The organism is Mesorhizobium sp. BH1-1-4 (genome assembly GCF_020165665.1).
Lineage (GTDB): Bacteria > Pseudomonadota > Alphaproteobacteria > Rhizobiales > Rhizobiaceae > Mesorhizobium.
Map to the genome: position 1 here is coordinate 320,723 of NZ_JAIUIN010000002.1, position 13,127 is coordinate 333,849.

13 protein-coding genes and 1 tRNA gene are annotated in these 13,127 nt (G+C 62.0%); 9 read left to right on the forward strand and 5 right to left on the reverse strand.

The window, feature by feature from the left end:
- Positions 1-120: 120 nt before the first annotated feature.
- Entirely contained in the window at positions 121-366 is a 246-nt protein-coding gene (locus LB569_RS05055) for a helix-turn-helix domain-containing protein (protein ID WP_224691354.1), read from the reverse strand.
- Between the two features lie 119 nt (positions 367-485).
- On the opposite strand from LB569_RS05055, the gene LB569_RS05060 reads away from it, so the two are divergent.
- Positions 486-1,049, forward strand: a complete 564-nt coding sequence (locus LB569_RS05060) for a hypothetical protein (protein ID WP_224691355.1) — start codon at positions 486-488, stop codon at positions 1,047-1,049.
- Positions 1,050-1,474: 425 nt separating this feature from the next.
- Positions 1,475-3,064 carry a recombinase family protein gene (locus LB569_RS05065; RefSeq protein ID WP_224691356.1) on the forward strand — a complete coding sequence of 530 codons (1,590 nt, stop codon included), beginning with the start codon at positions 1,475-1,477 and terminating at the stop codon, positions 3,062-3,064.
- Here the strand turns inward: LB569_RS05065 and LB569_RS05070 are convergent.
- Positions 3,032-3,105: transfer RNA gene (locus LB569_RS05070), tRNA-Gln, on the reverse strand. The two genes, LB569_RS05065 and LB569_RS05070, sit on opposite strands and share 33 nt — an antisense overlap.
- A 175-nt stretch (positions 3,106-3,280) precedes the next feature.
- Positions 3,281-4,213 carry a lysylphosphatidylglycerol synthase domain-containing protein gene (locus tag LB569_RS05075; RefSeq protein WP_224542869.1) on the reverse strand — a complete coding sequence of 311 codons (933 nt, stop codon included), beginning with the start codon at positions 4,211-4,213 and terminating at the stop codon, positions 3,281-3,283.
- 353 nt (positions 4,214-4,566) lie between these two features.
- Here LB569_RS05075 and LB569_RS05080 point away from each other — a divergent pair, with 353 nt between their 5' ends.
- Complete coding sequence (locus LB569_RS05080) at positions 4,567-5,922, forward strand: Ppx/GppA phosphatase family protein (RefSeq protein ID WP_224559683.1); 1,356 nt, start codon at positions 4,567-4,569, stop codon at positions 5,920-5,922.
- Entirely contained in the window at positions 5,923-6,720 is a 798-nt protein-coding gene (locus LB569_RS05085) for an RlmE family RNA methyltransferase (RefSeq protein WP_224691357.1), read from the forward strand.
- 122 nt (positions 6,721-6,842) lie between these two features.
- On the opposite strand, the gene LB569_RS05090 is transcribed toward LB569_RS05085, so the two are convergent.
- On the reverse strand, positions 6,843-8,264 hold the full coding sequence (locus LB569_RS05090) for an MFS transporter (protein ID WP_224691358.1): 1,422 nt from the start codon (positions 8,262-8,264) through the stop codon (positions 6,843-6,845).
- 247 nt (positions 8,265-8,511) lie between these two features.
- On the opposite strand from LB569_RS05090, the gene LB569_RS05095 reads away from it, so the two are divergent.
- The 5 genes from LB569_RS05095 to LB569_RS05115 all read left to right on the forward strand — a co-directional run bounded on the left by LB569_RS05095 (position 8,512) and on the right by LB569_RS05115 (position 11,858).
- Positions 8,512-8,757, forward strand: a complete 246-nt coding sequence (locus LB569_RS05095; protein ID WP_140707306.1) for a type II toxin-antitoxin system Phd/YefM family antitoxin — start codon at positions 8,512-8,514, stop codon at positions 8,755-8,757.
- Positions 8,754-9,209 carry a PIN domain-containing protein gene (locus LB569_RS05100; RefSeq protein ID WP_224691359.1) on the forward strand — a complete coding sequence of 152 codons (456 nt, stop codon included), beginning with the start codon at positions 8,754-8,756 and terminating at the stop codon, positions 9,207-9,209. Before LB569_RS05095 ends, LB569_RS05100 begins: the two co-directional genes overlap by 4 nt.
- Before the next feature lie 127 nt (positions 9,210-9,336).
- Positions 9,337-10,839, forward strand: coding sequence for an IMP dehydrogenase (gene guaB / locus LB569_RS05105; protein ID WP_224691360.1), 1,503 nt, complete (start codon positions 9,337-9,339; stop codon positions 10,837-10,839).
- Positions 10,840-10,870: 31 nt separating this feature from the next.
- A complete protein-coding gene (locus tag LB569_RS05110; protein ID WP_224542876.1) occupies positions 10,871-11,413 on the forward strand; it encodes a hypothetical protein in 543 nt (180 codons plus the stop codon).
- A 25-nt stretch (positions 11,414-11,438) separates the two neighbouring features.
- Positions 11,439-11,858, forward strand: a complete 420-nt coding sequence (locus LB569_RS05115; protein WP_224542864.1) for an MAPEG family protein — start codon at positions 11,439-11,441, stop codon at positions 11,856-11,858.
- A 48-nt stretch (positions 11,859-11,906) separates the two neighbouring features.
- On the opposite strand, the gene rnd is transcribed toward LB569_RS05115, so the two are convergent.
- Entirely contained in the window at positions 11,907-13,058 is a 1,152-nt protein-coding gene (gene rnd, locus LB569_RS05120) for a ribonuclease D (protein WP_224542863.1), read from the reverse strand.
- Positions 13,059-13,127: the final 69 nt, after the last annotated feature.

Sequence of the window (13,127 nt, forward strand, 5' to 3'; positions counted from 1 at the left end):
CCGCCGATCGTCCGCTTTCAGGCGAGGGTGATGGTTGCCTGAATGTCTTCGGTGAGGCGCGTTGCTGACATTGTTGGCAAACAGATAATCCCTAACGGCGCCCGCAAGTGCCGTCGTCAGCTAAGTGTTCGCGGTACCGCGTGACAAGCGCACGCCATGGCCACCACCATTCTCTGGAATGAATTCGATTCCGGCTGCTTCGAGAGATAGCTTCAGAGCTTGCAGGATCGATTCAGATGCAGGTTTCGAACCACGTTCGAACTGCACGATTGTCCTCAAACTTACCTTGGAAAGATCCGCCAGTTCCTGTTGAGAAATGTCGAGAAGCCCACGGGCCGCGCGAACTTGGGCCGCACTTACCTTCATTGTTCAAATGCCCTGTTGCACAAAAAGTGCAAATATGCTTGTTTTACGAAACGACCGTTGGAAGTGGTTCCCCGCTTCCGGCAAGTCTAACCACGCCCACGCTTTGCGGAGCTCGGATCATGGCTGATTCCGACCATAGCACGACTATGCCTCTCGTCACGATCGGCGGAAGAGGCGAGGGGGCTATAAAAAGACCTGCTCGTTCCGACGAAGAAGACGCTGCGGTTGCGCTGCTACGAGAATGGTTGCGGGCGCAGCGTGTCTCGCTGGTTCTCTGCCGACTTCAACAACGGCTGGAAACGCGTGTTCTCAGCGCCACCTGTCCGGCGTCGATCGATGCGAAGGTTGGCTATTCGATCGCCTACCAGGCGGAAGTCGAGGCCGCGACGGCGGCTTTGAAGATTCAGGATAGACTCCCGCGTACGCCCGCACAGTCACTTCCCGGCGTCGTCGCCAAGCTCGAAATAATCGTCGGCTCAGATCGCGAAATCGACGACCCGACAGATTTTCCTTGGCCACATATCGAATCGATCCTGCGTGACTTGAAGGAAATCGTCGGGGGCGTGCCGCTGGAGCGGCCTAACCGATCCGTCGTTCAGGCGGATTGTAAGCGATATCAAGCAAGGGCCGCCGATCTGGTCGGTCTCGAAAAGCAAGCCGCTAATCGCCCGCTTGGTCAGTAAGCGGTCATCGGTGTCGATACGGAGTAGAAAAGGATACGTAGGCGCAGATAACGGCCATTCGGCGCTGAGGCGATTTCGGCCATCCTTGTCCCGATGCAGATATGCTCGGGTCAGAAGCGGTGAAGGCGCGACGGCGCGGCACAGAACGCGGCGTTAGACGCGATGCCGAGGCCGATCTGTTTTCGCGCCGGCGCGTCGTTGACGAGGCGTTCCTGGAACGGACGTCTCGCTTGTTTGAGGCTCGTACCGGGCGGCCCCTGTCAACCGAAGATGCCCGGCAAATCGTCGATAATCTCGGTGGCTTCTTTTGCATTCTCGCCGAATGGGACCGAATTGACCGGGGCGAGTAGCCAGTGCTTCATGTTCGCCAGATTGCAGGCTCAGTCCGTCGCAAAAGCGACTAAGGAGGGAAGGACGCATCCAGGATGAATCAGCGAATTGCGAAGGTCGCAAGGCCCACAGGCCTTGTGAAGGCGCTGCTATACGCGCGCGTCTCCTCCAAGGAGCAGGATAAAGAAGGCTTCTCCATCCCAGCGCAATGCAAGCTGCTGCGTGACTACGCCCTGCAACAGCGGTTCGACATCGTTCAGGAGTTCATCGACGTCGAGACAGCCAAGACAACCGGCCGGACCAACTTCACCGAAATGGTCAAGTACCTGCGAAAGCATCCCGGCATTCGAAGCGTCCTGGTCGAGAAGACCGACCGACTCTATCGCAACCTGAAGGACTGGGTGACGCTCGATGAACTGGATGTGGAAATCCACCTTGCGAAGGAAGGTGTGACGCTGTCGCGGGACTCGCGCTCATCTGAAAAGTTCATGCACGGCATCAAGGTCTTGATGGCCAAGAATTATATCGACAACCTGTCGGAAGAAGCCCGCAAGGGACAGATGGAGAAGGCGGAGCAGGGCATCTGGCCGACAAAGGCTCCACTGGGCTATGTCAACACCACGGGGAAGGATGGCAGAAAGGTTATCGAGCCGCATCCTGAATTGGCTCCAGTCGTCACACAACTGTTCGAGCGCTACGCAACCGGCCAGTATTCGCTCAAGGCCTTGGCTAAGGCAGCTCATGGCGATGGACTGATCTATCCTAAGAGCGGCAATCCGGTTCCGGTCAGCACCGTGCATATGATCCTGCGCAACCGCCTCTATACGGGGCTGTTCCAGTGGAGTGGCAAACTGCATCAGGGAAAGCACGAACCCCTCGTATCGATGGAACTGTGGGAGCGGGTCCAGGGCGTCCTGACGGGGCGCAATGCAGTGCCGACTCACCCGATAGGAAACGAGTTTGCCTTCACCGGCCTGATGACCTGCACCGAATGCGGCTGCGCCGTTGTCGCTGAGATCAAGAAGGGCAAATACGTCTACTATCACTGCACGGGGCATACCAACAAAGGCCGGGGTGGGTACGGTGATTGCCGCCGCAAATATGTCCGCGAGGAAGTGCTCGATCAGGCATTCGCCAACCTGCTCGACCGGTTGCATTTCGACGAAGAGATACTGGAATGGGTCAAGGCAGCCCTCATGGCCAGCCATGCCGACGAGCGCCGCGAGCATGAACAGGCGATCCATCGATGCCAAGTCGAATACAAGCGGCTCGAGGACCGGCTGCACGCCATGTACCTCGATAAGCTCGATGGCCGCATCGACAACGCCTTCTACGACCGGATGTCGGCACAGTGGCGAACCGAGCAGACGCGGCTGCTGCGCGAGATTGAGCGCCATGGTAGCGCTGAAGAATCATACATGGAGGATGGTATTCGGCTGTTGGAACTAGCACGCAACGCCAGTCGACTGTTTGCGAAACAGCCGGTGCACGAGAAAAAGCGGCTCTTGAATCTCGTGCTGTCGAACTGTCATTGGGACCAAGGCAAGGTGCACGCCATCTTTAGACAACCCTTTGATCTACTTGCGGAAACGGTCGCATCGGGAACAGCGACGGGCACACAACGGACCGCTTTATCGACAGGGAGTCCAGTTTGGCTGGGGAACCTGGATTCGAACCAGGACTAACGGAGTCAGAGTCCGTGGGTCTACCGTTAACCTATTCCCCAGCAGGCGTGATTTTCACGATAAACGTGAAACCGCGCGGGCCGAGCGGGCTAGCCGCTGTGAGCGCTGCCTTGTAGCCGCCAGCGGAAAATAGTCAAGCCTGCTCTGCGCTTCAATTGCCAGCTTTTGTCGCTGGCTCCGAAAGCCGGCGTTTTCCACTGGCGTGCGATCCGCGTCTCAGCTCTCCCTGCGGCTGAATTGCGAGCGTTCGAAGAACAGCACGATGCCCAGGCCCAGAATCAGCGGGATGATGAGATAAAACAGCCGGAACACCAGCAGCGCGGCCAGCACGCCGACAGGGTCCATGTCGGAAAGCCCGGCGAGAAACACCACCTCGAACACACCGAGGCCGCCCGGCGCGTGCGAGATCTGGGCCACCGAGAAGGAGACGAGGAAGACGCCGAGCACGACGAAATAGCCGGGATTGTGCACCCCCGGCAGGGCGAAGAAGATGATCGCGGCTGCCGCCAGGAGTTCGATCGGGCCGATCAGCAGCTGCCTGATGACAATCGGCAGCGCCGGATAGTGAAGCTGGAAGCTGGCGATTTTCAGCGGACGCAGATGCAGCCAGCTGCCGAATATATAGGCGGCGATGAGGATCAGCATGGCGATGCCAGCCGCCTTCGACAGTCCGTGATGGGCGATGCCGGAAAAGCGGTCGATAATCTGCGGCTCGAACACCAGCACGAGGCCGGCGGCGAGAATCGTCGACAACACGAAGGTTATCCAGCAGATCGCCACCAGCACGCCGACTTCCTGGCCCGTCAGGCCCCTGGTGCCGTAGGCGCGGTAGCGGATGACGGCGCCGGAAAACACCGAGCCGCCTATGTTGTGCGACAGCGCATAGGTGGTGAAGGAGCAGAGCGTCACGAACAGCCACGACACCTTCTTGCCAATATGCAGCAGCGCAATGTGATCATAGCCGGCGAGCGCGGCATAGGCGACGACCGAACTCAAGCCAGCCAGCATCCAGCCGCGGGCCGGAATGGCCGCCAGCCCGTCCCAGACGTCGTCGAGCGAGACGCCGCGCAATTCATGCCAGAGCAGCAGCAGCGAGAAGATCACCGCGCCGATGCCGACGACCGGCCAGAAATAGCGTTTCCAGTTCATTGCCCGACTGCCATGCGTTTCCTGTCCGCGTCCTTTTCTGTCGAGAGGCCAGCGCCCCGAATTCCCCATTAATTTCAGAAATGCCTCATTGAAGCCGGCTATTCAACCGCGAACACTTATCGCGGCTGATGCTGTCCCGATTTGCCGCGCCCCGCGACGGTGTTGCGCTACCAGCCACGCCTTGCCGGTACATTGCGCCAGCGCGAAAAGCAGGCCCGCGCAGCCAGCCGGCAAAATTCGGCAGGCGGCTCTTGGTGATCGGGCGCGGCACTGTTAGTCTGACGGCAACTTGAAACATGCCAAAGCGCCTGCTGCGTCCGTCACCGGTTCGCGCGGCGCCGGAAGGAACGACAGTGGAAGACCGCGACACCGGCGCAGGCGCGCCGGAGGTGGGCGCGTCCAGCGCTTCCCCGGGGTCATCAGGCCCGGGGACAGCCGGTTGGCAGCAACGCCGCCCGACGGAGCCTCGCTCCGTGAATGGGCAGGCGGGCGACGCGACCCAGAAAGGCAAGCCCAAGAAGCGGCGCAAGCGAAGGCGTGGGCGCAAGGTTTTCGCGCGCGACGAGGCACGCCCCGACGAGAATCGGTTGCCGGTGCAAGGCAAGGCCGCCGTCGCCGCATTGGACTTGAAACCGGTGGCGGTCCAGGCGATCGCGCCCGCCGTTCCGTTGCCACGCCCCGAGCAAGGCAACCGCCGGCCGCCGCTGCACGAGCTTCCCGTTTTCGCGGCACTCGACCTCGGTACCAACAATTGCCGGCTCCTGGTCGCCGTTCCCACCCGCCATGGCCAGTTCCGCGTCATCGATGCCTTTTCGCGCATCGTCAGGCTGGGCGAGGGGCTCACCGCCAATGGCCGGCTCGGCCAGCCGGCGATGGACCGCGCCGTCGAGGCGCTCAAGGTCTGCGGCGACAAATTGCGCGGCCGCAAGATCAGGAAGGCAAGGCTGATCGCCACGGAAGCCTGCCGCTCGGCCGAGAATGGCGTCGAATTCCTCGAACGCGTCGAACGCGAGGCCGGCTTGAAGCTCGAGATCATCGACCGCCAGACCGAAGCCCGCCTTGCGGTTTCCGGCTGCGGCTCGCTGGTCGAGCGCGACACGCAGGGCGTCGTGCTGTTCGACATCGGCGGCGGCTCTTCCGAGATCGCGCTGATCGATCTCACCGGCCGCCGTTCGCCGCGGCTGGCCAACCACATCGTGTCGTGGACATCGCTGCCGGTCGGCGTCGTCTCCTTGGCCGAACGCTTTGGCGGCCGCACCGTGACGCGTGAGATCTTCACCGCCATGGTCGACGACGTCGCAGGCCGGCTTGCCGCCTTCGACGGCCGCGACCGGCTGAGCCACCTCAAGGCCAGCCCGAATTTCCACCTGCTCGGCACTTCTGGCACGGTGACGACACTGGCCGGCGTTCATCTCGATCTCGAACGCTACGACCGCCGCCGGGTCGACGGCCTGTGGATGGATCGCGACAGCGTCGACCGCATGGTCGAAAGGCTGGTTGGCTGGGATTTTCAGCAGCGTTGCGCCAACCCTTGCATCGGCGCCGACCGCGCCGATCTTGTACTGGCCGGCTGTGCTATCCTCGAAGCGATCCGCGCCGTCTGGCCGTCGGAACGGCTGCGCGTCGCCGATCGGGGCCTGCGCGAAGGCATATTGAGCGAGCTGATGGCCGATGACGGCGTCTGGCGCAATGATGGGCGTGGCCGTTAAATGACCAAGAAACCGGAAAAACCAGGTTCGGCCAGCATCCGCGTGCTGAAGACGCGGATCAAGAAGAAAAGCGGCCTGAAGGAATCGTCGCGCCGCTGGCTGCAGCGTCACATCAACGATCCCTATGTACAGCGCTCCAAGGCCGACGGTTATCGCTCGCGGGCGGCCTACAAGCTGATCGAGATCGACGACAAGCACCATCTCTTGAAACCCGGCATGAAGGTCATCGATCTGGGTGCCGCCCCCGGCGGCTGGTGTCAGGTCGCGGCCGCGCGCACGAAATCGACGGCCGAAAACCCGCATGTCATCGGCATCGATTATCTGGAAATGGACGCCGTGCCCGGTGCGCCGGTGCTGCTGATGGATTTTCTCGATCCGCAGGCTCCGCAAAAACTGGCCGAAGCGCTGGGCGGAGACCCGGACGTCGTCCTGTCCGACATGGCGGCGCCGACCACCGGCCACAAGCGGACCGACCATATCCGCACCATGCATCTGTGCGAGGTGGCGGCCGATTTCGCTCTGTCGGTCCTGAAGCCCGGCGGCCATTTCCTGGCCAAGACCTTCCAGGGCGGCGCCGAGAACGAACTTCTCTCGATGCTCAAGAAGAATTTCCGCTCCGTCCACCACGTCAAGCCGCCGGCATCGCGCGACGAGTCGGTCGAGCTTTATCTCTTGGCGAAAGACTTCAAAGGGCGAGAGACCGCTCCGCCGTCAGGCGGATCGGAACATCCAGTGGACGTTCCGAAGGACTCGAGCGCCCGGAGCCATAGCGAAGGGCCGGGGGACGCTGAGGCCTGACTGGCCCACCAACTACCGCTCCGCCGTCAGGCGGATCGGAACATCCAGTGGACGTTCCGAAGGACTCGAGCGCCCGCAGCCATAGCGAAGGCCGGGGGACATCGAAGGCTGAATTGGCCACCTCACTCTCCCGGCGATCTCACCGGTTCCAGCGTCTTCGGCGTCGTCAGCCGGCCATGGCCTGACACGGCATTGCCGGCGTCGGGCGCCAGCCGCATGAACGACAGCGATGCCGCCGCCGATACCGCCGCCACGATGAAGAAGGCGATGTGGAAATCGCCCAGCGTCAGCGGGCCGCCATGGATCGAGGTCGAGACTTCCAGAACACCGCCTGCAAGCGCCACGCCGAGCGCGATCGAGAGCTGCTGGAACACCGCCGTGATCGGCGTCGCCTTGCTGGTGTCCTCGGCCGACACCTCGGCATAGGAGAGCGCGTTGACGCCGGTGAAGAACATCGAGCGGATGAAGCCGCCGACCAGCAATATGGCCAGCATCAGCGCGTAAGGCGTTTCGGGGGTGAAGAGGCCGTATATGGCGATCGATGCGGCGGCGACCAGCGAGCCGACGATCAGCACGCGCCGGAAGCCGGCAACGCGGAAGATCAGCGCGGTGACGAATTTCATGCCTATGGCGCCGATCGCCGAGACGAAGGTGATCATGCCGGACTGGAACGGTGTCAGCCCGAAACCGATCTGGAACATCAGCGGCAACAGAAATGGCACGGCACCGATGCCGATCCGGAACAGGCTGCCGCCGAGCACCGAGGAGCGGAACACCTGGTTGCGGAACAGCTCGAGCGCCAGCAGCGGATTTTTGGCGCGGCGCGCATGCATCAGGTAGAGCGCGCCCGACACCAGTCCGACGGCCACGGTGATGAAGCCGGTCGCCGGCGGCAGATAGGGCAGGCTGACCACCGACAGGCCGAACACGACACCGGATGCCGCCAGCCCGCTCAGCACGAAGCCGATGAAATCGAGCGGCGGCGTCTCGGTGGCTTCGGTTTCCGGCAGGAAGCGTGTCGCCAGCCAGATGCCGATCAGGCCGATCGGAACATTGATCAGGAAAATCCAGTGCCAGGTAAAATAGGTGGTGATGAAGCCGCCGATCGGCGGACCGACCAGCGGGCCGACCAGTGCTGGAACGGTCAGCCAGGACATGGCGGCGACCAAATCGCTCTTGGGCGTGGCGCGCACCAGAACCAGGCGCCCGACCGGCGTCATCATGGCGCCGCCAATGCCTTGCAGGAAACGCGCAACCACGAAGGCCGGCAGCGAACCCGACAGCGCGCAGGCGACCGAACCGGCAATGAACACGGCGATCGCGGCACGAAAGATGTTCTTGGCGCCGAAGCGGTCGGCCATCCAGCCGCTGATTGGAATGAAGATCGCCAGGGACACAAGATAGGCCGTCAGCGCAAGCTTGAGCGCGATCGGGCTGGTATGGATGTCGATGGCGATCGCCGGCAGCGATGTCGCGATGACGGTCGAATCCATGTTCTCCATGAAAAGAGCGACCGCCAGGATGAGCGGGATTGTGCGGTTCAAGGAACGCGTCCGAATTGGCCAAAACTGCGTTGCCGACTGGGGCAAGCCGATACGAAAGGGCGGTTATCACGCCTTTGGCCTGATGTCGCATTAATTTGCTGTCACGTTTGTGCGACCGCAAGGAGGTTGGCAGTCTCTTGGACGACCCTTATCTCGGATGCCGCAGGATCGGCCAGCTACGGAACGGCTTGCGAAAGGTGACGGCTCTCATTATTGTAGTGAATATAACTACCATGGAGGCTTTATCGTGGAAGAAGCCGTCTCGGCAGCCGATGCCAACCGCAGGTTTTCTCTTATCCTGCGTGGCGTGCGCGAGGGCCAGAGCTATGTCGTGACCAGTCACGGCCGCCCCGTCGCGCGGATCGTGCCCGCGGATCAGCAGCAGGGTGTGGCTTCCCGCTCACGCACGGCGCTGTTGTCCCGACTCGAACGGCAACCTGTCGTGAATACCGAACGTTGGACCCGTGACGAACTCTATGAGGACGAGCGGTGAAGTTTGCGCTTGACACCAACATCCTTGCCTACGCGGAAGGGATCAACGGTGCCGAGAAGCGTGATATCGCTCTCGATCTGCTGCGCAACCTCCCGCAGGAGTCTGCAGTTGTTCCCGCTCAGGTCCTTGGTGAATTGTACAATGTTCTGGTCCACGAGGCTGGACGAACGCCCGGGGCTGCCCGTGACGCCCTTCTGAGCTGGCGTGACGCGTTTCCAGTTGCCGCGACCACTCAAGACATAATGATGATGGCCGCTGATCTGGCCAATGATCATCGTCTGGGCATTTGGGACGCGGTCATTCTCTCCGTTGCCTCGCAGGCCGGCTGCAGGCTGCTGCTGTCGGAAGACATGCAAGATGGCTTCACATGGGGTGGGGTCACCGTCGTCAGTCCTTTCGCCTCGCCGCGCCATGCCTTGCTGGATGCTTTCCTCGGCAAGCCATCCGAATAGAAGGCGCAATCATCGTCTTTCCAACGTCATCGCGACGTGTTACCAGCCAGCGCCAATCCTGAAAGGGAATAACGAGTCGGCGCTGTCCATTCCGGTCCAGCGCTTTTTCGCATTCAAAGGGCTGGCCATGGCAAAAATCATCGAAACGTCCACCGGCGCACTGGCGCTGACTTTTGACGACGTGCTTTTGCAGCCCGGTCATTCCGAAGTCATGCCCGGCCAGACCGATATCCGCACCCGCATCGCTGGCGACATCGACCTCAACGTGCCTATCCTGTCGGCGGCGATGGATACGGTCACCGAGGCAAGGCTTGCCATCGCCATGGCGCAGGCAGGCGGCATCGGCGTCATCCATCGCAATTTCTCGCCGGCCGAACAGGCCGAGCAGGTACGACAGGTGAAGAAATTCGAATCCGGCATGGTGGTCAATCCGGTCACCATCGGACCCGACGCCACGCTCGCCGACGCGCTGTCGCTGATGCGCACCTATTCGATCTCGGGCATTCCGGTGGTCGAGAATGGCGGCGCCGGCGGCCACAAGACCGGCCGGTTGGTCGGCATCCTGACCAATCGCGACGTGCGCTTCGCTTCCGATCCGGCGCAGAAGGTCTATGAATTGATGACCCGTGAGAACCTGATCACGGTCAAGGAGAATGTCGACCAGGACGAGGCCAAGCGGCTGCTGCACCAGCACCGCATCGAGAAGCTGGTCGTCGTCGACAAAAAGGGCAATTGCGTCGGGCTGATCACCGTCAAGGACATCGAGAAGTCGCAGCTCAACCCGCACGCCACCAAGGACGCGCAGGGACGCCTGCGCGCCGCGGCCGCCACCAGCGTCGGCGATGACGGCTTCGAACGCGCCGAGCGTCTCATCGAGGCCGGCGTCGACCTTTTGGTGATCGACACCGCGCATGGCCACTCGCAGCGCGTGCTGGACGCGGTGACGCGGGCGAAGAAGCTTTCCAACTCCGTGCGCATCCTGGCCGGCAATGTCGCCACCGCGGAAGGCACGCGGGCGCTGATCGATGCCGGCGCCGACGCAGTCAAGGTCGGCATCGGTCCGGGCTCCATCTGCACCACCCGCATCGTGGCCGGGGTCGGCGTTCCCCAGCTTTCGGCCATCATGTCGGCGGTCGAGACGGCGCACAAATCCGGCGCCTCGGTGATCGCCGATGGCGGCATCAAATATTCCGGCGATCTGGCCAAGGCACTCGCCGCCGGCGCCAGTGCCGCCATGATCGGCTCGTTGCTTGCCGGGACCGACGAGAGCCCGGGCGAGGTCTATCTGCACCAGGGCCGCTCCTTCAAGGCCTATCGCGGCATGGGCTCGGTCGGCGCCATGGCGCGGGGCTCCGCCGATCGCTACTTCCAGGCCGAGGTGCGCGACACGCTGAAACTGGTGCCGGAAGGCATTGAAGGACAGGTTCCCTACAAAGGACCTGTGTCTGGCGTGCTGCATCAGCTTGCAGGCGGGCTGAAAGCCGCTATGGGTTATGTCGGTGGCCGCGACCTTGCCGATTTCCGCGAACGCGCCACCTTTGTGCGCATATCCAACGCCGGACTTCGTGAAAGCCACGCCCATGACGTCACGATTACCCGCGAAAGCCCCAACTATCCCGGCGGAGCCTGATTCTTCCGGGCTTTGGCGCAACTTGACCGCCATGGTGCTGCGCCTGTCGCGCCATGTCGGCGCGCTCTGCTTTCTCTCGGCGGCGGTTTTCATCGCCATGACGGGGATGGAGTTCTTCTATTTCCGTCAATTGAGCGGGGGCCTGTCCTCGCTCGACATGCGTTATTTCGGATTCACACCCGATGAGGGCATGGCCTGGCTGACGGCGCTTGGCCGACGCGGCAGCGAGATCATCCTGGTCTGGCATTACCTGACCTTCGCTCTTTTGTTTCCGGCGCTGTTGTCGCTGACGCTGGTCAGCCTGATCCTGGCGACAGCCCGGCGCCTGAAGAATTTCCGCGTGCTGCCGGGGCAGGTGCAGTCGATCTTCGCGCTGGTCCTGGTGCTGCCGTATACGCTCGCCGACTATGCCCAGAATATCGCCGTGGCGCGCCTTCTGTCCGATTTCCTCTATGCCAACCCGGACTCGCTGTCTTTTGCCTCGGCGCTGATCGTCACCAAATTCGCGCTTCTTGCCGTCCCGCTCATCGTCATTGCCGCTTTCTGGCTGGCGGGCCAAAGACGTCAGGATTGATGCCGTAAAGGGCAGGAGCCATTCAATGAACCAGACGACGATCTTCTGGCCGGTGCTGGCTCACGTGCTGCTGATCTACATCGTCTATGTCGTCATCGGCCGGCGCCGCTATATCGCTGTCAAGTCGGGTGAAGCCAAGGTCGGCCAGTACAAGGTTCGTTCGACCGAGCCGGCCTCTACTGTCACCGTCGCGAACAATTTGATCAACCAGTTCGAACTGCCGGTGCTTTTCTACGTGCTGTGCCTGACACTGCACATGACCAACGGCGTCAACTACACGACCCTCGCACTGATGTGGATTTTTGTCGCGTCACGCTATTTTCACGCCTGGTTTCACCTGACCAGCAACAACCTGCTGCTGCGCAACCGCTCCTTCGTGCTGGGCGCGGTGGTGCTGGCGCTGGGCTGGATTTGGTTGGCCCTGCACTTGCTCGCAATCGTATGAACTGCGCCAAATCCCCTTCTCCAAAAGGAAGAGGGAAAAGGCCGGCCCTTACAGATCGAACACCGCGATCTTGCGCTTGTCGAACTTGATGCCGATCTCGCCGCGCACAAGCTTCAGCGCCTGTTCGCCGAAGACGGCCCGGCGCCAGCCTTGCAGCGCCGGCACATCGGCATCCTCGCCCTCGGCGGCGATGCGGTCGATGTCGTCGCTGGAGGCGAGCACCTTCGAGGCGACGCCCTGCTTTTCGGCGACGATCCTGAGCAGCACTTTCAAGAGTTCCGAAGCGGCATTCGAGCCCTCGGGGGGCTGGAAGTTTTTCGGCAGTTTCGGCATCTGCTCCTTTGGCAGGGCAAGCGCGGTGTTGACCGCGCCGAGCAGCGCCGTCGCCGTCGAGGAGCGTTCCCAGCCCTTGGGCGTCGTGCGCAGCTTGGCAAGGCCTGCCGCATCGCGCGGCCCTTGCTGCGCGATCTCGTAGATCGCGTCGTCCTTGAGCACGCGGCCACGCGGCACGTCGCGCTCGCGCGCCTCACGTTCGCGCCATGCGGCCACGGCCTGCACGATCGCCAGCTCCTGCGGTTTGCGAAGCCGCATCTTGAGCCGCTTCCAGGCGTCCTCGGGGTGCGGATCGTAGGTCTCGCGCGAGGTCAGGACATCCATTTCCTCATTCAGCCAATGGGCGCGGTTTTCCCGCGCCAGCTCGGCGTTGAGGTGCTGATAGACCTCGATCAGATGGGTGACGTCGGCCAGCGCGTAGTCGAGCTGCTTGTCGGATAGCGGCCGATGGCGCCAATCGGTGAAGCGCGACGACTTGTCGAGTCGGGCGCCGGTGATGCGCTGCACGAGCTGGTCGTAGGAAACACTGTCGCCGAAGCCGCAGACCATCGCCGCAACCTGGGTGTCGAATACCGGGTGCGGAACGAGATCGCCGAGATGGACGATGATTTCGATGTCTTGCCTGGCGGCATGGAAGACTTTGACCACCGCCTCGTTGGCCATCAGCCTGAAGAAGGGAGCGAGGTCGATGTCGGGTGACAAAGGATCGATCAGCGCCGTCACGCCGGGCGCCGCCATCTGGATCAGGCACAGGATTGGCCAGAAGGTCGTCTCGCGGATGAATTCGGTGTCGACGGTGACGAATTCCGACTTTTCGAAAGCGGCGAGAACGGTCTCGAGTTCTTTCTGGGTGGTGATGACGTGCATCAAATCGCTTTTGGCAGGAGTAGGGTCTTCCTAGATTTCAGCCGGAAAGGCTTTCGTCAAGCTGTGGTG